The sequence below is a fragment of the Vibrio sp. Y29_XK_CS5 genome, from assembly GCF_024181835.1.
Lineage (GTDB): Bacteria > Pseudomonadota > Gammaproteobacteria > Enterobacterales > Vibrionaceae > Vibrio > Vibrio harveyi.
On record NZ_JAMZAM010000001.1, the window covers coordinates 588,538 to 612,614 of the forward strand.

16 protein-coding genes are annotated in these 24,077 nt (G+C 45.3%); 4 read left to right on the forward strand and 12 right to left on the reverse strand.

The features are described 5' to 3' along the window. Window positions 1-94: 94 nt before the first annotated feature. The 3 genes from NL647_RS02730 to yccS form a co-directional block, all read right to left on the reverse strand. Window positions 95-358, reverse strand: a complete 264-nt coding sequence (locus tag NL647_RS02730; protein ID WP_047515514.1) for a hypothetical protein — start codon at window positions 356-358, stop codon at window positions 95-97. Window positions 359-472: 114 nt separating this feature from the next. Next, window positions 473-634 carry a hypothetical protein gene (locus NL647_RS02735; protein WP_009697258.1) on the reverse strand — a complete coding sequence of 54 codons (162 nt, stop codon included), beginning with the start codon at window positions 632-634 and terminating at the stop codon, window positions 473-475. 230 nt (window positions 635-864) lie between these two features. After that, window positions 865-3,018, reverse strand: a complete 2,154-nt coding sequence (gene yccS / locus NL647_RS02740; RefSeq protein ID WP_017188884.1) for a YccS family putative transporter — start codon at window positions 3,016-3,018, stop codon at window positions 865-867. A 292-nt stretch (window positions 3,019-3,310) separates the two neighbouring features. On the opposite strand from yccS, the gene helD reads away from it, so the two are divergent. After that, window positions 3,311-5,380 (forward strand): DNA helicase IV, encoded by a 2,070-nt coding sequence (gene helD, locus NL647_RS02745; RefSeq protein WP_005447221.1) that lies wholly within the window; start codon window positions 3,311-3,313, stop codon window positions 5,378-5,380. 101 nt (window positions 5,381-5,481) lie between these two features. Here helD and NL647_RS02750 read toward each other — a convergent pair whose 3' ends face one another. Then, complete coding sequence (locus tag NL647_RS02750) at window positions 5,482-5,937, reverse strand: methylglyoxal synthase (RefSeq protein WP_005447220.1); 456 nt, start codon at window positions 5,935-5,937, stop codon at window positions 5,482-5,484. 64 nt (window positions 5,938-6,001) lie between these two features. Continuing rightward, window positions 6,002-7,051, reverse strand: coding sequence for a TMAO reductase system periplasmic protein TorT (gene torT, locus NL647_RS02755; protein ID WP_080573709.1), 1,050 nt, complete (start codon window positions 7,049-7,051; stop codon window positions 6,002-6,004). 43 nt (window positions 7,052-7,094) lie between these two features. Between torT and torS the strand changes: the two genes are divergently transcribed. Next, window positions 7,095-10,058 (forward strand): TMAO reductase system sensor histidine kinase/response regulator TorS, encoded by a 2,964-nt coding sequence (gene torS / locus NL647_RS02760; RefSeq protein ID WP_005447216.1) that lies wholly within the window; start codon window positions 7,095-7,097, stop codon window positions 10,056-10,058. Window positions 10,059-10,156: 98 nt separating this feature from the next. On the opposite strand, the gene NL647_RS02765 is transcribed toward torS, so the two are convergent. From NL647_RS02765 to NL647_RS02790, 6 genes are all read right to left on the reverse strand, one after another. Next, window positions 10,157-10,348 carry a hypothetical protein gene (locus NL647_RS02765; RefSeq protein ID WP_005447215.1) on the reverse strand — a complete coding sequence of 64 codons (192 nt, stop codon included), beginning with the start codon at window positions 10,346-10,348 and terminating at the stop codon, window positions 10,157-10,159. A gap of 18 nt (window positions 10,349-10,366) precedes the next feature. Beyond that, window positions 10,367-12,724 (reverse strand): fatty acid cis/trans isomerase, encoded by a 2,358-nt coding sequence (locus NL647_RS02770; protein WP_253649585.1) that lies wholly within the window; start codon window positions 12,722-12,724, stop codon window positions 10,367-10,369. Window positions 12,725-12,855: 131 nt separating this feature from the next. Further along, window positions 12,856-14,781 carry a TonB-dependent receptor gene (locus tag NL647_RS02775; protein ID WP_017819209.1) on the reverse strand — a complete coding sequence of 642 codons (1,926 nt, stop codon included), beginning with the start codon at window positions 14,779-14,781 and terminating at the stop codon, window positions 12,856-12,858. Window positions 14,782-14,889: 108 nt separating this feature from the next. Beyond that, window positions 14,890-16,230 carry a sensor histidine kinase gene (locus tag NL647_RS02780; protein WP_253649586.1) on the reverse strand — a complete coding sequence of 447 codons (1,341 nt, stop codon included), beginning with the start codon at window positions 16,228-16,230 and terminating at the stop codon, window positions 14,890-14,892. After that, the gene (locus NL647_RS02785; protein ID WP_253649587.1) at window positions 16,227-16,985 is read right to left on the reverse strand and encodes a response regulator transcription factor; all 759 of its coding nucleotides are present in this window, start codon (window positions 16,983-16,985) and stop codon (window positions 16,227-16,229) included. The genes NL647_RS02780 and NL647_RS02785 overlap by 4 nt, the downstream gene beginning before the upstream one ends. Window positions 16,986-17,251: 266 nt before the next feature. Further along, a complete protein-coding gene (locus tag NL647_RS02790; RefSeq protein ID WP_005447193.1) occupies window positions 17,252-18,817 on the reverse strand; it encodes an arylsulfatase in 1,566 nt (521 codons plus the stop codon). 346 nt (window positions 18,818-19,163) lie between these two features. On the opposite strand from NL647_RS02790, the gene NL647_RS02795 reads away from it, so the two are divergent. Together NL647_RS02795 and NL647_RS02800 are read left to right on the forward strand one after the other, a co-directional pair. Further along, window positions 19,164-20,711, forward strand: coding sequence for an arylsulfatase (locus NL647_RS02795; RefSeq protein WP_005447192.1), 1,548 nt, complete (start codon window positions 19,164-19,166; stop codon window positions 20,709-20,711). Between the two features lie 150 nt (window positions 20,712-20,861). Continuing rightward, window positions 20,862-23,168: a multiheme c-type cytochrome gene (locus NL647_RS02800; protein ID WP_253649588.1), complete on the forward strand. Its 2,307-nt coding sequence runs from the start codon at window positions 20,862-20,864 to the stop codon at window positions 23,166-23,168. Here the strand turns inward: NL647_RS02800 and NL647_RS02805 are convergent. Continuing rightward, a complete protein-coding gene (locus tag NL647_RS02805; protein WP_033001469.1) occupies window positions 23,155-24,024 on the reverse strand; it encodes a LysR family transcriptional regulator in 870 nt (289 codons plus the stop codon). The genes NL647_RS02800 and NL647_RS02805 overlap by 14 nt on opposite strands. Window positions 24,025-24,077: the final 53 nt, after the last annotated feature.

The following is a 24,077-nucleotide window of genomic DNA, read 5'->3' on the forward strand; positions in this document are numbered from 1 at the left end:
AGAGTTATCGCGCTTTTTTGTGTTCAGTTTGTTGCTGTTCGACCGCTGACTGCTGGTAGATTACCGTTGCTCGCAGGTATTAATTAGGAGTGGCTTAAACGTGGATATCGAGTAAGCTGCCGATGACTTCGTTGTTTTTATCAACAACGGAAGCACCAATGCGATTGTAGGTTGAGGCTTGGGTGAGATTTACCAAGGGTTCGATTGGGTTAGCAGGCAAATCAGAAGCCTTATTGAACTCAAGTTCGTTGCCTTTTACTAAATCGACTTTATTGAAGGCGAGATCATTTTCTTTTATGAAGTCTTGCTGAATTTCATGCGCAGCACCTTCAGCCATCTTATGCGATAGCTGAATCATATTATATCCGGACTGTATTCCTGATACTGGCATGGTTACTCTCTCACTTGTTATGCTTTTGTTAGCATAGGAAGTGTTGATAATTCGTGCAAGTGCTTTATTTGAACTGTTTGATTACGCAAACAGTTTTGAAAGCATATCACGCTCTTCCGAAGAAAGAAGCGGACTCTCTTTTTTATTAAGGGATAGATTAATTTCACCTTGAAGTGACTTTAACTGAGAAGCCGTCAGTTCATTAATCTTCTTTCTTAATTCATAAAATTCTTGAGTAGTCATCGTGACCTCCCCACATTTCTTGGGTTTCTCCTTCATCAACCCACCTCAGTGACCCTCATGGTCACAATCAAACAGTGTTCTAATATGGTTAGATTAGATTTTGAGTGGTGATTTTTTGTCCGAGAAATGTCAGATGGTGTCAAATGACATGTAAGAATATTCTTATGAATAAGTCTGCTAATCATAAAGGAGTAGAATCATAACCTACTCCTCTGGAACAGTGTTCTTAATCAGTTTACGCGCACGGCAAACTTAGAAGCCAGTGAATGCAACTCGGGTAACATGCGATAGATTAGGTGAAGCTGTTGAAGCACCATTCGTGCAGAATGATCATCTTCATCACGCCACTCATTTAATCGTTGTTCCAAATTCGTGTCATCGATCGAGGACAAATCGCATTCTTCACAGTGTTGATGCAGTTGTCGGTGCAGTACGTCTAGGTGCTGGTGAATACAACGGTGTGCATCCAGAACGAGTTGGTGAATTGACTCATCCTCAATCCTTGTCCGGTGTGCGCCCAGTGCTGAAATGTAACTCAACATCGCGTGGTTTAGCGTAAGGAAGCGGAAACTCTCATCCACGGCTGTACGGTACTTACCCGGTTCCGCCAGCATAGTGCTGATGGCTGAAGAGAGGTTGGCATCGGTATTGTGCGCCTGGCGACGAGCAATTCGATAGCTCAAGTTATCTTTCTTACCAATTCGGTACTGACCGATGATCTGTCCAAGATATTGCTTGTTGGCGTCGATTGCATCCGACATGACTTTATGCAGACGTTTTGATTGCCAATCAGGCAGAATCACCATAACAGCACCAACGGCTAACACACAGCCAATCAAGGTATCTGCAAGGCGAGGGAGCACCACAGCGTAGCCTTCGCCCAATTGGTTAAATAGGAACAGCACGAGTAAGGTGATAAAGCCAGTCGCATAACCATAGTTGTTGATGCGAAACGCAAAGAACATCACGCCGGATATCACAATGAAGACCAACTGGCTTTCTTGGGAAGGAAAGAAGGTGAGCAGTGGTACGCCAATCAACAAGCCCGCTAACGTGCCAATCACGCGCGCAGTAAGCTTCTGTCTTGTCGCACTGTAGTTTGGTTGGCAGACAAACAACGTGGTCAGCAATATCCAGTATCCACGATCAATATCGAACGCTTGAATGATCCCATACCCTGCAGTAAGCGCAATCGACATGCGTAAGGCATGACGAAACAACATTGAATCCTTGTTCAAGTTAGCTGAAATGCGTTGCCACATTGCTTTAAGCGTGTGCGGATTGGTGTCATCCAGTACGTCTTCTTCCAATCGTTCAGCATCTGGGTTGTTGATGTTACTCAGCTGCTTTTCCACGGTCGCAAGGTTATTGAACAGGTACGTTAACTGAGCCAATAAGCGCTTCCAGTGACTTTGCTGTTGTTCTTCCAAATAACCCAATGAGTTTTGTAATTCCGCTAATGCCAATATGGATTGATCAGTGTGCGTGTACTCGTTTCCCAACCGAATCGCATGAGCGATATCGCGGCAAGCTTGGGCTTGAGACTCAAGCAAATACTTAAAGCGGAATAAGACGTCAGAGCGTTCGAATTCCGTCGCCAAATCTTGATAGCGATAATGGCTGGAACTCACGCGCTCGTGAATGTCTTGTGCAATAAAGTAGATATTGAGGAAGCGGTCACTCGGACCATCAATATGCCCGCGTTTGGAGCGGCTAAGCAGGGTTGCTTTACAAGCATTCAATGCATTTACGGTGGCTGCGTTTAATCTTGCTGCTTCAATCCGCATCGGCTGCGGGGTTAAGTTCGTTACTGGATGAAACAGCTTGGCTTTCGCATCAAGGTAATTGGCGATTTGCAGGAACACAGTTGCCAGACTTTGCTGAACAGGCTGCATTGGCCAAAACATCTGCCAAATCATCGACATAAAGTAATACCACGCAGCGCCCGTTAAAAGCAGCAATGGTTGGAACCAAATATTGGTACTCTCATGTGCCCCAAGCATGGTGTAGATGGCGATCAACAATGAGCCAAATGCAATGCTAGCGTACTTAGGTCCGATTGCTCCTAGCATGATGAAGCCGAACGTCGAGATAAACAGACCGATCGCAAATGCCCATGGCGTATCAAATAAGATCTCTATTGAGAAAGCAGCGACCGCAAAACAGATAAAGGTGAGAAAGAGGGCTTTTATCCTACCTGTAAAGCTGTCATCACTCTCTGCAAGTGCAGCGGCAATGACACCTAGAATCAGGGGCGTGATTAATGTGTTTTGCTGGAAGTACCATGCGGGGATCACGACGCCTAGTAAGGTGATCAGAATAAGAATGCTGTAGTTGAGAGTTTTGTTTGCCCAAAAGAGGCGGAATTTTAAAGCTGCTTGCACGATGCGCCTTTCGTTGCCGGTGGAAAACGAGAGAAGTTTAACAAACTCACTATAGCGCGTTTATGACCTAATTTAATAAAAATCGTCACTTGCTTAGGAAATCAACAGATTTGTCATTGACTTAACGAATCTACACGGATGAAAGAATATACCGTTGTTCACAAATTCAACAGTAATGTGAATTTTAATTAAGAATACAGACAGAAGGCGATTTGTGCTTCATCCATCGCTACAATTTAGCGGTCTAAAATGATATAAAACGGGAACTTCTATATCAAAAGGCGCACCTTTCATGCAGCTTACTGCCTCTAATAAAGCACAGTTTTTTATTCAAAATGAGTATTACCAAGTCGAAATAAAAGAAAACAGTGTTTTATTAAGCTCAGTGGGTAGTGAAGAACACATCCCGTTTACGATTTGGAATGGCAAAGTTAGCGTGAAACGTGGTCTTCTCTGGAGCTCACTTCAGTTTTTTGCTCATGAGCAAGATGGCAAGCAACAAAGCTGGCTTGTGCAAGGTTTACCTTGGCCGCAGTGTCGTAAGTTTGCGGTCGAAGCCGTGCGTCAGTATCAGGATTGGCATAACACCCAATGTCGTAAACTCGCGGAATATCTACCCAAGTGGGAAGATGAGCTGTATCAACTCAAACATCTTCCAGCCTACTTACCTCACTCAAAAGTGCAGTCTTGGGTGACTCAACTGAACGAAGAGCTCATTGAAATCAAAACCAGTTTGGCAGAAGCGAAAATGCGCATGCCTAAACGTATGGCGGAGATTGAACCATGGCTTGCACAAACCTCGCAGACGTTGAGTGAGCGTAACCATGAATGGCTAGAGAACGAACGCCCAAACTGGGAAGTGCTGTTTAGCCGAATTGAATCTTCGCCGCTTAACCTTTCTCAGCAGCATGCGGTGCTCCTTAACGATGACCATAACTTGGTACTAGCCGGAGCTGGTTCAGGTAAAACTAGTGTGCTGACAGCGCGTGTGGCGTACCTTCTACAAAGCCATCAAGCGCAGGCAGAAGAGCTGCTGATGCTGGCCTTTGGTCGTGACGCTGCCAAAGAGATGAAAGAGCGATTGGTCGAAAAAGTTGGCTTGGCGGCAGAAAGTGTTCGCGTTAATACATTCCATCAACTTGGTTTGCGCATCCTAAATCAAGTTGAGACTCAACCCGTCGAAATCAGCCCATTAGCGCTCGATGATAATCAGCGCTCAGCCTGGTGCATTGATTGGCTTAAGAAACATTGGATGACGCCAACAAACTTTAAGCGTTGGCAAAAGCATCTAGATAAATGGCCGATTGCGTACTTGAAAGGTGACGATGAGCTCGGCAGTCACTCGGAAAATCCTAAACTGATTGCTTGGTTAGATAACCAATTGTCTCAACTTGCATCGGTTGGTTTAACCAAGAAACAAGTACAAGAAAAGCTCGTTAATCACCAAGACTACACTCGTTTAAACAGTGAGTTGGCACTTTGCTGGCCGTGCTTTAGTGCGTGGCAAAAGATGCTCAAAGAGACCAATCAAGTGGACTTCCCAACCATGATCAGTCGTGCGACCGATTACGTTAAGAAAGGGAAATTCAGTTCACCTTGGCGTTTTATTATGGTGGATGAATACCAAGATATTTCTCCTGATCGCTTGGCGTTGATTGAGGCTCTATGTGAATCCACAGAGAAGCAAGCAGGTGCAACCTTGTTTGCTGTAGGTGATGACTGGCAAGCGATCTACCAATTTGCGGGCGCAGATGTGGATTTGACGACAGGATTCCAAGATAGATTCATTCATTCAACGGTGCATCACTTGGATACGACGTATCGCTTCAACAATCAAATTGGTGATGTAGCAAATACCTTTGTGCAAGAAAACCCGTCGCAATTACCGAAGACACTAAACAGTCACAAACAGCGTAAGCAGAAAAGCGTTCATACGGCACCAAGCAACCAAGTTGAGAAGATTCTTGACCAGCTTAACCAACAGGCGAAGAAAACCAAATCTGTGTTGTTGTTAGGACGTAATCATTACCACAAACCAGACTTATACGATGACTGGTTGAAGCGATTCCCGAACTTGGATATTCGCTTTATGACTTGTCACGCGAGTAAGGGTAGAGAAGCAGACTTTGTAATTATTCTATCTGTGGACGAAGGGCAATTCCCTGCGAAGAAAAAACAAGCTCATATTGATGGTGCGCTATGTGAGTCGAAAGACAAGTATCCATACGCAGAAGAACGTCGTTTATTCTATGTGGCAATTACGCGTGCGAAGGAAAAAGTGTGGATCACGCACACGGGAGCAGGGTCCTCATTTGTTCAAGAGCTGGTAAATGGTGATTATCCCATCGTGACGTCAAGATAAGGTATACCTGTTATCTGATTACAACAAAGGCGATACTCAGTATCGCCTTTGTTTTACTTGTGATGAGTTTTATTTGTGACGAGTCGATCCGCTCAGAGGAATTAAGTGCGCTCTGCTATATATGCGTCGTAGTCTGGCACTTCAATATCCACTTCTTGGTCGATCAGTGGAGAGTTGAATAGGAACTTCGCTGTCGCGCGGTTCGTTGCTACAGGAATGTTCCAAACACTTGCAATACGTAGTAGTGCCTTTACATCTGGGTCATGTGGTACAGCATTTAGCGGATCCCAGAAAAACACAAGAACATCGATATTGCCTTCAGAAATCAGCGCACCAAGTTGCTGGTCGCCTCCCATTGGACCACTGATCATGCTCTTGATCGCTAAGCCCGTTTCTTTGCTTAGCATGTGACCCGTTGTGCCAGTCGCATACAAGAAATGGCTTTGTAGCTTTTCTTTGTTCTCTTTTACCCAACGAAGCAGTTCAGGTTTGCAATTGTCGTGGGCAACCAATGCCACATGTTTGTGCGCAGGCATGGTACGAGTTGTTTTTTGCATCAAGTTATTTCCGTTTTTATGATTTTAAAGTCGTTCCGGTTCAATAAAACACACTTTTTGCCTATCAATCAACAGCCTTAACGCTGAATGTCGGCCTATATTCTGACGGAGATAACGATTCTTCAATTGTATCGTCGTGAAGTGTCTTTGGCGTCAATGGTTTGATCTGTGGAGACGCATGTTTTTCATACGGTTGATGACGCAAATAGTGCGTCGCTTGAAGGACAGACAAACGACCTTGTTCTACCATTTTATCGGTTGGAGCGAATAACACCTTATGACGCAATAGTCCACGATACACACCATGACTGAGATACACGGAAACCAAACCAATGTCCTTGGTTTTGTTTGCACTGCGTAGTTCACTGATCGCGGCTTCGATCGCAACGGCACTACCGACAATGTAGTCGATATCGCCCATATCAATAACACGCTGAACTAGGTTACGCTGTAACTCTTTGTCATTGTCAGCCCAGTAAGAATCCACGATGTGAATATCGCTGTTCTTTATTGCTTCGTAGAAACCTGTGGTAACCGGTTTGGTACCACCACGCGTTCTTGGACCAAGCAGTAGGGCAATATTGGTTTTACCCGAGCCTTTAGGGTGCTTTTCTGCAAGGTATTTGCCGGCTTCATAGCCCATCCAATACCAGTCCACACCAACTACGCCTTTAAGCAGTTTGGTTTGCTCTGCATCAAGGTCGAGTTGATTTACGGTAGCAAATACAGGCGTATTACCAACCCAGTTTCTCAGGTTGTGCTCATAAGCTTGTGGATCAACGGTACCAAGGATAATGGCATCGGCACCCCATTGAGTGCACAAAGCCAATTGTTGCTCTTGGCGCGTTTTATTGGGATAACCGCCTGCCTCAAGTACGCGCAGGTTAACACCCAGTTTTTCCGCTTCGGAAACCATTCCATAGTTTACTGATAGCCAGTATGAATCCTTTAAATGAGGGTAAATGGCACAGATTTTCTCTGCTGCAAAACTCGGCACTGAAGCGAAAAGTGTCATTGCTAGCGCAGATTGTTTGAAAATTGTGCGAAATGAACGCTGATTTATAACCATGAAATGAAGTTCGTTGGCATAGATTAAGTAAACACTGCAAAATATAACGTAATATGTCGCCGAACACGAATATTAAGGTCAGGAAAATATGTTGCTAGCTACCGCAAGCATCGGTCGTAAACTGTTATTGTCCTTCATTGCGATGGCAATGTTGGTGATGTTATCAGCATTAATCGGTGTATCAGGGTTTTCTCTGGTGGCAAAAACGGAAAGGAACGTGGTAGATGCTGCCATACCAGCAATGATTGAAGCTCGACAAGTGTCAGAGCTCAGTACCCGCATCATTTCATCGGTTCAAATGTTGTCCAATGCGCAAAACGAACAGGAGCGTAAAGAGGCGGGGCGCGTCTTATTTGATCAGCTTGAGTCCTTACTTACTCACATCAAAGAGCTGGGTGGAGAGTCTTTTGATTCACAATTGCTAGAGGCATTGGAAAATAACGTCCAGAACGTCATTAACAACCTGGCTGAGTTAGGTGTCACGGTAGAACGCAAGCTTTGGCTAGCGAAAGAGATCGATACGCGTGTAGAAGAAATGCGCTTATTGAGTGAAGAGTTGGAGCAACTTACGCGTACTCAAGTGCAAAACACCAGTACCATTGCCGTTGCGAACGTGACGCATATTTATGATTTGCTTGAATCCAACAAGAAAGATCAAGTGTATCAAGCGCTAGATGCGTTAGTGGAAGTCGACCTAGACCTGACCGAACGACTTCACGAGCTGCATTTACTCGCCTTCAAGATGCTCAACCAAATTGAAGAAGCGCGCACACTGACTAACGTAGACCGCATTCAACAGATCCAAACAGCGTTCGAAGACAACCTAAAAATCATGAAACGCCGAGTGTTAGCGGTAGAAGACCCTACGCGCTCAGAGCAAATGAGCCAACTTCTTACTGAACTGGGTAAACGTCAAGTTGTCTTCACCATTTTGCTTCAACAATATGAGAACAACGAGCAGTCTCAGCAACTAATGCAAAAAACGCTTGAGCTTTTCTCTGAGTTAAACAGCACCGTAAACAAGCTGGTGGATGATTCTAACCAGACTACCCGTATTGCAGTTGAACAACTGACAAGTACCTTGAAATTTGCGCAGTGGTCGCTGACGGTCATTTCGATCATTGGTTTGATCATTGTTGTGCTTATTCTTTGGCGTGTGGTTTACGTGTCGGTCGTGAAGCGCTTGACAGAATACTCTTCGGCGCTGCTTTCTGTTGCGCAGGGCAACCTAGCGGTAGAGCTGGAAGTGAAAGGAAAAGATGAGCTGGCGCATATGGGGCAAGCCATCATTACTGCTCGTAATACGGCGCAAGCCCTCAAGGTGGTTGCTGAGGGCGAAGCGAAAGCCAAGCGTGAATTGGAAGAGCATAAAGAGCACCTCGAAGAGCTGGTTGAGCAACGAACTTCTCAGCTGAAACAAGCAAACCGCCGTTTGAATGAAGAGGTGTTGAACCACGCGAAAGCACGTAAGCAAGCAGAACAAGCCAGCCGAGCGAAGTCTGCCTTCCTTGCTACTATGAGTCATGAGATTCGTACGCCGATGAATGGTGTGCTTGGTACGGCACGTCTGCTGATTGATTCCGGTCTGAACCCAATTCAAAAGCGTTACGCAGAAATCATCAACCGCAGTGGTAAAACGTTGCTGGCGATTTTGAATGACGTTCTGGATTACTCGAAAATCGAAGCCGGACATTTGGAGATCCGCAGTTTAGGTTTCGACTTGCACCAAATGATAGAAGACACATTCCAGTTGATGAACGGCAAAGCGCAAGAGAAAAAACTGCTGTTCTCTTACCATATCGAAAGTGATGTAGGGCGTTACTGGAAAGGGGATGTTACGCGCATCAATCAAGTTCTAAATAACTTAGTGGGTAATGCGATTAAGTTCACCGAACAAGGTGAGATTGACATCTATGTCAGCTTAAACCCAGAAGATGAATCGCAAGTTCTGTTCGAAGTCTCGGATACCGGTATTGGCATTGCAAAGAAAGACCAAAAAACCTTATTCGATGCCTTTACACAAGCTGAAGGCGGTTTGAACCAAACTGGTGGTACCGGGTTAGGTCTTGCTATTAGCCGCCGTATTATTCAAGCAATGGGGGGCCGTTTGGATGTGGATTCGGATGAAGGACATGGCAGCCGTTTCTGGTTCTCCATTCCTTTAGAAGAGAGTGAGCCTGTAGAGACGGTTTCCATCGCGAGCGCTCGTTGTAAAGTGAAAGCGAAAGTTCTGCTAGTAGAAGACAATCCTGTAAACCGTGTTGTGGCGGAAGGTTTCTTAGAGAGCATGGGACACCAAGTTATCATGGCAGAAAATGGCTTAGAGGCGGAGCAGATCATTGACAAGCACGATTTCGACATTGCACTGGTCGATATCAACTTGCCAGATTGTAACGGTGCTGATTTAATCCACCGCCTTAAACGCATAGAGCGCAACAAACCAGCGGATAAAGCACTTGCACCTACGCCAATGGTGGCGGTTTCTGCTCATGTATTTGCTGAAGAAGTGGAAAGCTATTTGGCGGCGGGATTTGATGGCTACTTACCAAAACCTATGGAAAAAGAAGCTCTTGCTGCGCTCATCCAAGATATGTTGGATGGCAAACAGTTGCTGCTTCCTCAAAGCGGGGAATGCATCCCACATAATGAAATAACAACAACGACCGACAACAACGAATCGGCGGTCACAACAGACACGATAGCAGAGGAGCCAGCAATGGTTATCATCAACCCTAATGTGATTCAGTCAGACATGAAGATTTTGGGCAGAGAAAAGATGCTGCACATCATTGATTTGTTCAGACAAACCAGCGCTGATGTACTAAGCCAAATGGAAACGTCTTCAGAAAGCGGTGACAGCCGAGGCGTGAAAGATCTTGCCCACAAATTGAAAGGCAGCGCAGGCAGTTTAGGTCTGACGGCATTAATGAATACATGCCAATGTGTTGAAATTGCCGCTGAGCCATTGGAGGCGTACGCCACACACCAAGGTGCGCTAAAAGAGCAAGTTGATGAGTCGATTCATGCCCTTGATAACCTGATGGCTGAATAAACGTCTATTTTGCTACCTGCTTGAGCCAGAAGGTAAATTCGAGCAAGCAGATCAATGCCGATAAACAAAAACCTCCGGTTTACGCCGGAGGTTTTTTTCTATTCGGTCAGATCATCTTCCCACTCAAACCGAGTGTCTAATGCATAAGGATCATCTTCGAACGGATGCTCCATTCTGCCACGCAAGTATTCGAGTTGGTGCTCAAGCATGTTGACCGTATCGTAATCCCCCTCTGAGCAAGCAACGTAAATCTGTTGCTCGAGAGCGGCAATGTTGTCTCGGATACTCATGAGAACCCCCTTAAATCATCATCGATTCTCAAAACGATTATAGTCAAGTAAACCAAATTCGATCGGTTGATTTGTACGATACCAATCGTGGATACGATCGCTAAACGGCCAGAACTTTTCTGAGCTTCGGCGAATCGCAAAATTATCCAGTAACTTAACGTAATCTGACTCGGATTTTAGAGCACTAAATTGATCGACAAATTCTTTTACCTGATTTTCGTTAATTGAGAAAAACGCAGCTGGGTAACTGCCAACAACACCTCGAACGATGGTCATATCATCGTTTGCGAAGTCACGGTTACTTTCTTCATCAAACAAACTAGAAATATTGATATGCGCGTTATTATGCAGCAGGGTAAACAGCTCATCTTGACCGGAATTACTGCGCACCATCAGCATGGTGATTTGCGGCACAGTTTGGAGTCCCTCTCCACGAACTTGGTTGATGCTTGCCAACTGCTGCTCATTCTCCACCGTTAGTGCGGTATCTACAATGTCATAACGTGGTAACAGGATAGGTGAAACCTGCTTGCGCAAGATATCAAGCAGTTCGGATTTCGGGTCGTCAGTATGGTACACAACGCTAGTCGGTTGGCTAAATGGTGCGACATTACGCTGCAAGAAGTCGCTTAGCTGACGCGGTTGATCTTGGTACCAACTTGAGTGCTCTTGATGACGCATATCGGCAGGCAATAGGGCAATGAAATTACTCTCCCCTTCAAGACGAAGGAAGTCCATGAACATACGAGTGATCAACTGATGACCAAAGTTGCCGTAAACATCAAACCCAGCAACGAGAAGGTAGTGAATTCGCTCAAGTAGGGCATAGTCCAGCACCCAAGCTGTTTTTGGTTGTTCTCCGACTAAACCCTGCACGACAGATGCACTGTCAAAGTGGCGGAATACCGTTAGCGCTGCATTCTGATTGGTGCCGTTACCATCCCAAATCACATCCGTAGAAAGATGCTCGCCGTTTTTGAACCATTTGTTGATGAAGTCTGATTTAGCCTCTAGGTAACGAGCTTGCTGGCGCGAGTACTTCACCCAGTTTGTTACTGGTACGGTATTGCTTTCTAACTCGCCCGGAAGCTTCAAATTGTCTGCTTGGGAACGATAAAACTCGTTCACCTCGGGAATATCCGCTTTGTCTGGATCGAGAAAGAACACCCAGAAACGGTCGTTAATTACATTCAATGCTAATTGACCGCGACACACCGGACCTTTGATGTAAGCCATAATGGTGTTTTGTGCATTATCCAGCATGAACTTGAAGCGAGATTTCACTGGTAGGTCAATGAATGCAGTCATTGGGTTAGCAGCGACTTCTGGCTCGTAGCTTGGCAGTTGTGCCACTTTGTAATCGGCATCAATGAACCACTTTTCCCAGTTATCAATGCGTTGTTTATTCAAGGCAAACGGCATGTGGGTCTTATCCACGATAGTGCCTTGCTCTGGAATAATACGGTAGTAAACGCGTTCCACTTTGGGATCATCATATGGACGACGTGTTGTAATGCGTTTTACAGGCTCGCCGGGAGGCGTCGCAGAGCGAACTAATATAAAGAATCGAGGTTGTTCTCCATCTAATTCAGAGAAATATAGGTGAGATAAGAACAGATGTTCGTAAATGTAACGAGCAGCAAGTTGATTCTTACGAGAGCCCTTGTTGAGTAACGCTTCGTACTTGTCTACTTCTGTTTGTTGTTGCTCGGTTAACGGTACATGTGCGTTCATGATCGCGCCGTTCTTTAACCAAAGCATCAATGTTTGATACTCCGCTGAAGTTAAGTTCGGCATACCAAAAGGCATTCCCCATGTTGGGTTGTCTTGCTCATATTGCGCGTATTCTTCAATGGTCGGACAGGTTTGTTCACGATCGATAGAAAAATCGAAGCCTTCTAGCTGAACTTGGTCGGGAAGAGGGTGACGTTCCTTTTGTTGCAGCATTCGTGCAATTAGACCTGCATCCATGTTAGCCGCCATGCTCTGCTCACGTTCGTTAAGCACAGGATGGAAGCCAGCGTCACGCCACTCCTGAGTGGTTTGTGCATCTTCAAATAGACGAGTTGGGGCAGCGGCAGTGAGGCGAGTGCCTTCATATACTAAAGCTTTGCTTGCTCCGCGGTCTATGCCTTCTACGGAAGAAAGTTTGAGCTGACAAGGGGCATCGTAGCAGGCATGGCAAACCACACAGCGATTATCAACAATAGGTTTGACGTCATGTTGAAAGAAATCCGCTTGTGGCGTATCAATCGTTGCGGTTCGCTCGCGAACTTGCTCAGGACCAAACAGTTTATCGTAGTTTAGTCCTGCATAGGTCGCACAACCCGCAAATAGAGTGGCAATAGACAGTGTAAAAATTAAACGTAAATTCATTGAGTTATTTTGAGTAAATTGAATTTGCGTTAATTAAAGCAAAATACGCCGCTAAATACCAAAAATCGGAGCAATTCGCCCCGATTTCTGAGTTGTTATCGTTAGGTCAATGGCAATGTACTCACTCGAACCTAGAACGCGTAAGTGACGTTAAATCGGAAGTCTCGACCAGGGCTCGCATACCCTTGTGCTACTGGGCTTCCGATGTATGCCATGTATGAGGCATGGTCGAAGTAGTACTTATCAAAGACGTTCTTCACCGATAGGGTTAAGGAAAGTTCTTCATCAGCTAATGGCATCCAGTATGCGTAAACGTCATGCACACCATAGCCTGGCTTTTCTGGATGGACGGTTGGATCCGCTACATCGGTCAAGCGTTCAACAAATCGAGCATTCCAACCAAACTCAAGGGTTTCCATTGGTTGGTAGATAAGATCAAGTACCCAAGTATCACCAATCGATGTTCCCAATGTGGAATCTTCATCAGAAAGCGGTGTGCCGTTTAGCTCTGGACGGGATTGGTTGTAACTCAATCGAGCTGATACATCAGCAATTGCATAGCCTAAGTAAGCGGTAACACCTTGGTTATCCAAATCGCCCACGTTGGTGTAAACCGCGCCTTGGTTTGTTACCACGTCTTTGATTGTGCTATCGAAGAAGGTGACGCCAGCAAAGAAATCATCGTATTGGTAATTTGCCCCTAGCTCTAAGTTGCGTGCTTCTTCAGGTTTACGATTTGGGTCATTTTCGCGGTAATCGATAACAAACAGTTCTTTGATTTGTTGACCACGGAACGCTTCCGCATAACTAGCAAATAGGTTCAAGCCTTCCAACGCATTGTAATTAATACCTACGTTAGGGCTAAAACCGTTTGAGTCGAAGTCTTGGTCCTTGTTATCGGTTAACTCGTACCAATCGTAACGAGCACCAGCGGTTAGAATGATGGTTTCTGTTAACATCCAATCATCTTGGACAAACAGACCATAGACTGTGCCTTTTTCTTCATCATCCTTTTTACCATCGTAGTTGGTTTCAAATTCCGATTTGTCTTTCTTGTAATCCAAGCCATAGACCAAAGTGTGGTCAGTCAATTTACTCGTGTTGAATATCTTTATACCAGTAGTCTGGATCGAACCATCACTGGTGCCCCAGCGGGGGTGATCTTTATGAGCTAAGCGACTATCGGTGTAGTAGAGCGTGGTGTCTAAATTAAACAATTCGCTTGCTGCGTATTTGTGATTCAGAGTAAAAGTAGAACGATCGGTTTCTTGATCGAGAGGCGCATTTTTAAAGCTTGGCTGGAAGTGAGGGCGATTTAAACGTCGACCATCATCATTGCGGTAATCGTAACTGATAGATAAGTAATGTTCGTCATTCAACTGACCAGAAAGCTTTAGAAGCGCAATTTGTTGCTCTAACGCTGTGTAGGGTTGTTCCTGACCTTTACCGTCTTCGATGTTATCGCCGTCGACGTAACCAAACGAAGCCAGAAGACCAAGCTGATCAGCGACTTCTCCGTATAAACTTGCTGAAACCTTGTAACCCTCATTATTGGTGTAATAACCGCCTTTTAGCATCGCACCATAGGTTTCACCTGCGGCAAGGAGATCGTGTGCATCTTTAGTGGTGAACTTAATCGCGCCACCGAGTGCACCTGGTCCGTCTGTTGCACGACCTGTACCAGCACTCACATCAACTTGCTTGAGAAGTTCAGGTTCAATAGAGAGTCGACCTTGATGGTGGAATAGGTTACCGGATTGCTCCGCACCGTCGATAGATACATTCAACATGGTATCTTCCAGACCACGGACATAGACCTTTTGAGAAACGCCAGAAGAGCCACCGACGCTAACTTCTGCATCTTTACGGAAAATGTCGTTCAAGTCTTGCGCTTGGGATTTAGCGAGCTGATCGGAATCGATTGTGATATCGACGCCTTCAGGCGTGTGCCCAGTAACTTCGACAATTTCGATGTCATCCTTGGCGTATGTCGCTTGTGATGCAACCAAAAGCGCGATGGTAAGTGGGCTTAGCTTAAATACGGTTGAAGCAGACACCGTAACCTCCATTGTTAATGAGAATTATTATCGAGTGAGATTTTGGTGATTCTTACACTCTGAGTAAACGACTTTTACAACTGTTACAATCCTTGCAGTGAGCTGGAGTTAGCGTCGTTTAGGTAATGAAATATCCATCGTCAATCCCTTTGGTTCTGCGTTGTAAGCGGTGATCTTGCCGCCTACTGCTTCGATGTGGCGCTTGGCGAGCGCAAGACCTACACCAAAGCCTTTTCGGGATGTAACTTGGTTATTTGCTTTAAAGAAGGGTTTGAAGATTTGTCGATACAGACTAGGGTCGATACCCGGACCTGAATCAGTAATCAAGATTTGATAATGATTGGATTTGGTGAGAACACGAATGTCTAACGTTTCTTTTGTTTGTGTGTATCGCAGACCGTTACGAATGATGTTCTCCAAAGATTGGCTGAGCGCCATTTGGTTCGAGTCTTGTAGAGGAAGAGAATGATCTTGCAGCAATGAAACCTGTTTATCCGGGTATTCAAAACGCGCATCTTCTACGATGATTTCAATTAGCTCGGCGAGATCAAACGACTCGGTTCTTAAGTTTGGTTGCTCATTTTCAATCCACGCAAGGGTCAGTGTGTCTTCGGCGGTCGCTCGCATTTTTTGAGTATCGCTTTTGATTCGTTCTAGCATTTGCTCGCGTTCGATATTTTTATCTACGCAGTCAATTGCCATCTCAATTCGAGCGAGTGGGGTACGTATCTCATGTGACATGTCCGCAATAAGGTTGCGGTTGTGCTGAATCACATCTGACGTTCGTTCCGCCATTTTGTCGAAAGTACGAGCGACTTGGCTAATCTCATCGTTGCCTAGTTTCATGGTATGCCCAATACGAGCAGAGTAATCGCCCTGACTGAAAGCTTGACTGGCACGATGAAACTGCTGCAAGGGGCGCATGACATAACGGTACAAATACACAGTAAGTGCTAGTAGAGCAAGAAAGGGAATCACAAAGCGAAACAACCAAAACGCGTGAGACATGTAGGTTCCCGGTCGCATTCGATCTGGTAGCAGAATCAAAAAGTGGTATCCGAATGGAGAGAGTGGGACTTCCATAATTGGGTTGTCTGGGAAATCGAGGTGAATCTTCCACTCTACACTTCGACCAATTCCATAACCTTGCCAAAAACGTTGGTTGAGCGGGTTCCCTCCTTTTACGTCAAGATGGGATTGCAACACGGTTGCCCAAGTTGATTCTTTGATAGCAAGCTCTTCCAGCCAAACATCAAGTCCGTGCCAATCTTGTTGGTCAATGAAGGTTTGTGCGGTATTGCCCCAATCTAAAATTTGTTGACGATGAGACTTCTTTAAATAGCTCATTTTCTCGTTAGAGAGGATGGCAGCACTATGAATCAGAGAGAAAAAGATCACCACTCCAAGGGATAAAACGATAAATAGCCGCCAAAACAGCATTTTTTTCATTTAAAAATGTATCCCTTGCCATGAACGGTTTGGATGCGGTCGTTAGACATTCCCTCTGCGATGAGGCGCTTGCGTACTCGGCTTAAGTGCATATCAAGAGCACGGTCGTATTGACTGAACTGACGCTCTAGAACGGTCTGATAGAGAAAGGGTTTACTTAACACTTCACCGCGATGTTCGATTAAAGTCCAAAGTAACTTGAACTGAATCGGTGTGAGTTGAACAGGTTCCATTTCTGGGCGGTGATGAAGTGTGACGGAATGCGTCTGCTTACTGAGAAGAAGCTCTCTATCATTGAGTTTTGTGGCAGAGTTAGGTTGTTGAATCAGTTGGGTTCGGCGCAGTATCGCTTCAACACGTAAGCTAACCTCGGTGAAGTTACAGGGTTTAGTAATGTAATCATCAGCACCACATTTAAGACCTTGAATCCGATATTCTTCCGCACCGTAAGCGGTGAGCATGACAACGGGGGTTTGCGACTGAGATCGAATCACATTGAGCACTTCAAATCCATCAAGGTTAGGTAGGTTCACATCTAAAATCACCAAGTCGAACGTTTGTTGATGAAATGCGCTTACTCCATCGTCACCACTGTACATAGAACTCACGTTGTAACCTTGCTCTTTGAGTAGTTCTGTGAGTTGAAGGTTGAGGTCGGGATCATCTTCAACTAACAAAATAGAAGGAGCAGTTGAGGGAGCACTAGAAGACCAGTTTTGATGAGAAGTGCTAGTGGCTGACGTTGGACTGAACATGTTGATGCATTACTCATTACTTGATAATGCGAACTATTATCAAAAATCAACTGGTGAAAATCAATGTGCTGAATGAGAAAGCTATCAGTTATTAGTAATAGAGCGTCAAAGTGCGACCTAATTAGAAGTTTCGTTATCTGAGAGGGAGGTGATGCGAACGTGTAATATAGGTCGGTCAATTAGTAAAGAACAAGCGGCTAACGGATAAAAGTGAAAAAAGAAAACCCACCAAGGCTGGCGGGTTTTTTCGGTAGTAGCAAAAGAAACTATTTCATTTTCTTAACTTCTTGCTGAAGTTGTTCTAGCTGTTTCATTTTCCCTTGTAGACCAAGAGATTGGTAGCTAATTGATGCAGGGTTCATCATTTGACCTTGCTGCATTGGGTAATCCGGTAGTGTCTTGAAGAACTCACCTAGCACGTCTTGGATAGGTACAAACAACCACATGTTGTCAGCCATCCAGCGCAAGTACATACCAGACTCGTGAGGCGCTTTCTCGAATGGGTCAGCACGTAGGTGGATGATCTTCGGCCAGTTTGGTGCGAAGCGTACCGCGTCCGTAATGTTACCTTCTAGTGTTGCGAAATGCAGTTTCCAATCGTTCCAGCGAACTGCGTTTAGCTCACCGTTTGCTGTGAAGTATAGTAGTGATTCACGCGGACCTTTCTCTTCTTTACCTTGGAAGTAAGGCATGAAGTTGTAGCCATCAATATGTACGCGCCAGTCTTTGCCATTTGCTTTGTAGCCTTTAGCCAGTTTCTCTTTCACGTCAGGAACGCCTGCTGCTGCCATCAGTGTTGGTAACCAGTCTTGGTGCGCCATCATTTCGTTGATCTTAGTACCTGGTTCAATTACGCCAGGCCAACGAACGAGCTGAGGAACACGCATACCGCCTTCCCATGTCGTGCCTTTTTCACCGTGGAATGGTGTTGCACCGCCGTCAGGCCACGATACAGTCTCTGCACCGTTATCGGTTGAGTAGATAACGATGGTGTTGTCTGCGACGCCTAGCTCATCCAATTTGTCCAGTAGAATACCCACTTGATCATCATGCTCTAACATGCCGTCGGCGTAGATACTGATGCCAGATTTACCTTGGTATTTCTCTTGAAGGCGAGTCCATACGTGCATGCGTGTTGTGTTATGCCAGATGAAGAAAGGCTTGTCCGCTTTTACGGCTTTTTCCATGAACGCCAATGACGTTTCTAGGAATTCTTCATCGGCATGTTCCATACGCTTACGCGTCATAGGACCTGTGTCTTCGATCTTACCGTCAGCAAATGATTTGATTACACCACGAGGACCGTAGTTTTTACGGAATTCAGGGTCTTTCGGGTAGTAATATGTTTCTGGCTCTTCTTCAGCGTTTAGGTGGTAAAGGTTACCAAAGAACTCGTCGAAACCATGGTTAGTTGGCAAGTGTTGGTCTTGGTCACCCAAGTGGTTCTTACCGAACTGAGCCGTCATGTAGCCTTGCTCTTTTAGCAAGTCTGCAATGGTCGGTGCCCAATCAGGGATACCGTGAGTTGAGCCTGGCATACCAATTGTAAGCAAGCCTGTACGGAACGGTTCTTGGCCTGTGATGAATGCTGCACGGCCTGCAGTACAAGATTGCTGACCGTAGTGATCAGTAAATAGTGCACCTTCGTTTGCGATACGGTCGATATTCGGGGTTTCGTAACCCATCATACCTTGGTTGTATGCACTGATGTTCCAGTAACCAACATCATCACCAAAAATCGCTAGGATATTCGGTTTGTCTGCCGCCACTGCTGCGCTTGAGGTTGCCAGTACGCCGAGACCGACAGCCAGCTTGCTCATTTGGTTAGCCATAAAAACTCCAAATTGGTTGAAAGTTGGAAGAGAAGCTTAGGGACCGCCTACGCTTCGTTGGCTATTAAGTTAATGATGCAATTGAAGAATGTCGCTTTATAGTGTTTATAACCATAAGTTATGCAGACGCGTAACTCTTTGTTTTCTTAGTTTAATATTCAAACCTTACCTTTTGTATGGAAAACTGAAGCGAGACTTGGGTCACGTTAATTCCCCTTTGGTTTAGAGCTTATAAGACCTTAGTTTTAACTTAACTTTAATTATGCTATTGGATTCGCATTAGTCTGTTTTGTGAGCTATACGTTTGTGTGCAGGATGCACTTTTCTAATACAGACAGAGGTTTATATGACAGCGAATTATGGCGTTAAACGCCGATTAGCGATTCTTGCCGCTGCTTTTATCGGCGCGACAAGTAGCAGTATCGCAGCAGAAAAACCGAACATTCTGGTTATCTGGGGTGATGATATTGGTCAGTCGAATATCAGCGCCTATACGTTCGGCCTCATGGGCTACAAAACCCCAAACATCGATAGAATCGCAAAAGAAGGTATGATGTTCACCGACTACTATGGCGAACAATCATGTACCGCGGGTCGCTCCACCTTTATTACGGGTCAAACAGTGCTGCGAACCGGCTTGAGTAAAGTTGGTCTTCCGGGGGCTGACCTAGGCTTGCAAGCAGAAGATGCAACGATTGCAGAAATGCTTAAACCTTTAGGTTATATGACGGGGCAATTTGGTAAGAACCACTTAGGCGATAAAGACGAACATCTTCCAACCAATCATGGCTTCGACGAATTTTTTGGCAACCTTTATCACTTGAACGCCGAGGAAGAACCGGAAAATGTTGATTACCCGAAAGACCCAGAATTCCGTAAGAAATTTGGTCCTCGTGGTGTCATTAAATCCTTTGCTGATGGCAAAATTGAAGATACGGGGCCGCTCACTCGTAAGCGAATGGAAACCGTAGATGAAGAAACGCTAGATGCGGCACTTGATTTTATGGATCGGGCGGTGAAAGCCGACAAACCGTTCTTCGTCTGGTGGAATGCCACACGCATGCATTTCCGCACTCATGTTAAAGAAGACAACTTGGGTAAAACTGGCATCAGTTTTTATGCCGACGGCATGGTTGAGCACGATAACCATGTTGGTCAGCTATTGAAGAAAGTGGATGATCTTGGCATTCAAGATAACACCATCGTATTTTACTCCACTGATAACGGTCCACACATGAACTCGTGGCCAGATGCAGGTACAACGCCATTCCGTGGTGAGAAAAATACTAACTGGGAAGGCGCATTCCGTGTTCCCGCTATGGTTCGTTGGCCGGGTAAAATTGAGCCGGGAAGCGTGTCTAACGAGATCATGCATCATATGGACTGGATGCCAACATTCCTAGCGGCAGCAGGCGATGATCAAATCAAAGAGAAACTCCTGAAAGGCTATAAAGCAGGAGATAAGACGTTCAAAAACCATCTTGATGGTTACAACTTCCTGCCTTACCTAACTGGTAAAGAGGACAAAGGGCCACGTGAAGAAATCTTCTACTTTACAGACGATGGTGATTTGAGCTCACTGCGTTTCCGCAACTGGAAGATCGTATTCCTAGAGCAGCGCGCGAAAGGTACGTTGCAAATTTGGGCTGAACCGTTTACACCGTTGCGTGTGCCTAAGATCTTCAATCTACGCATGGACCCATACGAAGTCGCAGATATTACGTCGAACACCTATTACGATTGGTTGATCGACCATGCGTATATGCTTGTTCCTGCACAGGCTTATGTGGGCAAGTTCTTAGAAACATTCCAAGAATTTCCTCCAAGGCAGAAAGCTGCGAGCTTCTCACTTGATCAGGTGATGGAGAAACTGCAAGAAAGTCACAATAAATAGATTGATTGCAACCAAATGTGGGGGCTCTTCGGAGCCTCTTTTTTTGCGCCTCGTTTGAGTTTTTCTTAAAACCTATGTAATTGCTTGTCTAAAAAGAAAAAACACTTCTATCTTTGATCAGAGAATAAAAAGAATCACACAAGGACAGTTATGACTCAGTGGGCAAGTTGGAAGCAGACCTTAATTGGTCTTGCAGCGCTCGTCAGTTTTTCTCTGTTTGCACAGGAAACGCCGCAATCAACCGAATCATCAACGCTAACTTACGTAGGCAGTGAAGCTTGCGTAGATTGCCACCAAAAAGAAACCAAAGCGTGGCAAGGATCTCATCATGATATGGCGATGAGGCATGCTGATGCACAGTCCATATTGGGTGACTTTAACGAGCACACATTTACATTCGAAGGAAAGCCAAACCGTTTTTATCGAAAAGGGGACGAGTATTGGGTCAATATCCAAGGTCCAGACGGAGAGTGGCACGACTACAAAATTAGCTACACTTTTGCGTGGGAACCGCTTCAACAATACATGGTGGAGTTTGAAGATGGACGAGTCCAGCTCATTCCTTTTGCATGGGATTCGAGAACCAAGCAACAAGGTGGTCAGCGCTGGTTTCACCTATATCCAGATACCACGCCAAAAGATGAATTCTACTGGACGAATACGGGGCAAAATTGGAACTTCATGTGTGCCGATTGCCACTCAACGAATCTAGAAAAGAACTACGACGCCAAAACCAATACGTATTCAACCACGTGGTCTGAGATCAATGTGGGTTGTGAAGCGTGCCATGGTCCTGCCAGCGAACATGTAGAACTTGCCAAACAAGCGGAAAAATCTGGAAATACCATCGTCTCAGCGAATCACTATGGTTTTGATCGAGATTTAGGTCTGGCTGTAAAAGAATGGGTCTACGAAGAAGGGCGCAGTACGCTCCAGCCAAAAGAAATAGCGATGACGCACCAAGTTCAAACGTGCGCGCAGTGCCATAGTCGTCGTACGCAGCTCAATGAAACTGAAGATCACGCAAAAGGTTCGTTCCTAGATAAATATCGTCTTAGCTTAATCACACCAGAGCTCTATTATCACGATGGTCAAATCTATGACGAAGATTACGTCTACGGTTCATTTTTGCAATCTGCCATGGCAGAAAAAGGCGTTACTTGTACTAACTGCCATGATCCGCATACCGCAGAATTGAAGATCCCAGAAGAAGCGGTTTGTGCTCAGTGCCATATTGCGTCTGACTACATGCCGGAAAATCACACTTTCCATGAGGCAAATACTGAGGCATCGCAATGCACAACTTGTCACATGCCAGAAACGACTTACATGCAAGTGGACCCGCGTCGTGATCACAGTTGGCATGTGCCGCGCCCAGATTTGAGTATGCATATTAATACGCCAAACGTCTGTACGTCTTGTCATGAAGACGAAACCAATCAATGGGCAGATACGAAAATAGGCGAATGGTTCCCGAATTCAAAATACCGAAATCAACAACACTTCGCGGTCGCATTTTACGCGGATTCTATTGGTCATCGTGGTGCGCCTGATGCATTAGCATATTCGGCTCAAGACGCATCGTTAAGCGATATTATTCGTGCGTCTGCTCTAGAACGTATGGGTGGCAATACCGGACAGAACACTTTGGTTTCATTAGCGAGGGCCGTAAAACATGAAAGCGATATGATCCGTTTGGGTGCCGTTGCTGGTTCTTCTAGTTATGAATTTAGCGATCGTTGGCAAATTCTCGAACCATTACTAACTGACCCAGTATTGTCCGTTCGCGCTGAAGCCGCGGCTGCTTTGGTTCGTCATTATCCAGAAATGAATCCGCTGCAACGCGACAAGATCAAACAGCCGTTGGAAGACTACATGGCAATCCAGCGTTTCAATGCGGATCGAGGTTTTGGACGAACCAACCTAGCAAATGTCTATCGAGCTCTTGGAGAAACAGGTAAAGCCATTACGTCTTATCAAAAAGCCATTGAAATAGAGCCTTACTTTGAGAATAGCTACGCCAACTTAGCGGATTTGTACCGTACACAAGGTAACGACAGAAAAGCACTAGAAACCTTGATGGCAGGGATTGAAGCGCAACCTAAATCGAGTGCTTTGCCTTACAGCGCTGGTTTGGCATGGCTTCGTGTTGGAGATGGCGTTAAGGCAAACCAATATTTGAAACAAGCGGCTGAAACGGCAGAACACAACCCGCAATATTGGTATGTGTATGGCTTGGCGTTAGAGAAGAGTGACATACTCGCGGCAAGCAAAGCACTGAGCACAGCCTACCAAGTGGGTGGAAATCCGCAGCATTTGTACGCCGAGTGTGAAGTGTTAGCGCGCAACTATAAACAAGGGGCCGTAGCTTTTGCTTTTGAACAATGTGTTAAGCAGCTTGCAGAAGTGGCTCCAGCGGAGGTTGTTCAACGCTTGAGAGCCTCTATAAATCAATAGGTGCTGGATTGGTAGACTCCAACTGATGTTGAATTTGTTCTCTTAAGCGTTGATGGGCAGGGTTGTGCTCGTCGCGCTTATGGTAGACAAATTTATAAGGAATACGCTCTATTTCTATTGGACAATCAAGCACTTGTAATTTAAGTGCTTTACTCCATTTCATCGCAAACGAGCGTGACACGACACCGAGGCAATCACGTTGTGCTACATACATTGCCATACCTGCTAATGATGACGTCACGATCTCGACATTTCGCTCCTGAATCGGCTCTTTTGCCAACTGTTCAAAACCGGACGTGTTATTCCATTTTCCTGAAAACATGCAGTGATTCTCATGATAGAAGGCTTCTTTGCTGAGCGAACCTTGAATCCTAGGGTGGCTTTGGCGACAGATCACCATGGCGGGCTCGTCGTAAGCCGTTTCTATCACGAATGAGGAGTCCTTAGTGATGATAGTATCAATCACCAAGTCCATTTTCTGTTGGCGAATCTGTTCAAAAAGTAAGTATTTTTCCGGTGGAGATTCGTGGAATACCACGTTCTCAATTGGATTTAAGCTATGGAGCAAGGTTTCGGAGCAGCAAACTTGAAAAGAGGTACGTTCAGAAATGGCGTTGTCGACAATACTTACAGCTTGGCGAAACTGCGGCATCAATTGATAGGCAGTCGAGGTTGGTGCAATACCACGACCTTGTTTCACAAACAGCTGCTTGCCTACTACTTGCTCTAGTCGCTTTATTGAGGCGCTAACAGCAGGCTGTGTAACTCCTAAATGGTCTGCTGCTTTGGTGTATGACTGGTACTCAGCGACAACCAAAAAAGTCTGAATCAAGTTTAAGTCCATCTTCTTATCCATAAACTGAATTTATGTATTAACGTATCTGAACTCTATTTATCCGTCAAATTACA

Bases quoted from the DNA above. Each gene is read 5' to 3' on its own strand.
- NL647_RS02730 (WP_047515514.1), bottom strand. From the start codon at position 358: ATGATTCAGCTATCGCATAAGATGGCTGAAGGTGCTGCGCATGAAATT.
- NL647_RS02735 (WP_009697258.1), bottom strand. From the start codon at position 634: ATGACTACTCAAGAATTTTATGAATTAAGAAAGAAGATTAATGAACTG.
- helD (WP_005447221.1), top strand. From the start codon at position 3,311: ATGCAGCTTACTGCCTCTAATAAAGCACAGTTTTTTATTCAAAATGAG.
- NL647_RS02750 (WP_005447220.1), bottom strand. From the start codon at position 5,937: ATGCAAAAAACAACTCGTACCATGCCTGCGCACAAACATGTGGCATTG.
- torS (WP_005447216.1), top strand. From the start codon at position 7,095: ATGTTGCTAGCTACCGCAAGCATCGGTCGTAAACTGTTATTGTCCTTC.
- NL647_RS02765 (WP_005447215.1), bottom strand. From the start codon at position 10,348: ATGAGTATCCGAGACAACATTGCCGCTCTCGAGCAACAGATTTACGTT.
- NL647_RS02770 (WP_253649585.1), bottom strand. From the start codon at position 12,724: ATGAATTTACGTTTAATTTTTACACTGTCTATTGCCACTCTATTTGCG.
- NL647_RS02780 (WP_253649586.1), bottom strand. From the start codon at position 16,230: ATGAAAAAAATGCTGTTTTGGCGGCTATTTATCGTTTTATCCCTTGGA.
- NL647_RS02785 (WP_253649587.1), bottom strand. From the start codon at position 16,985: ATGTTCAGTCCAACGTCAGCCACTAGCACTTCTCATCAAAACTGGTCT.
- NL647_RS02790 (WP_005447193.1), bottom strand. From the start codon at position 18,817: ATGGCTAACCAAATGAGCAAGCTGGCTGTCGGTCTCGGCGTACTGGCA.
- NL647_RS02795 (WP_005447192.1), top strand. From the start codon at position 19,164: ATGACAGCGAATTATGGCGTTAAACGCCGATTAGCGATTCTTGCCGCT.
- NL647_RS02800 (WP_253649588.1), top strand. From the start codon at position 20,862: ATGACTCAGTGGGCAAGTTGGAAGCAGACCTTAATTGGTCTTGCAGCG.
- NL647_RS02805 (WP_033001469.1), bottom strand. From the start codon at position 24,024: ATGGATAAGAAGATGGACTTAAACTTGATTCAGACTTTTTTGGTTGTC.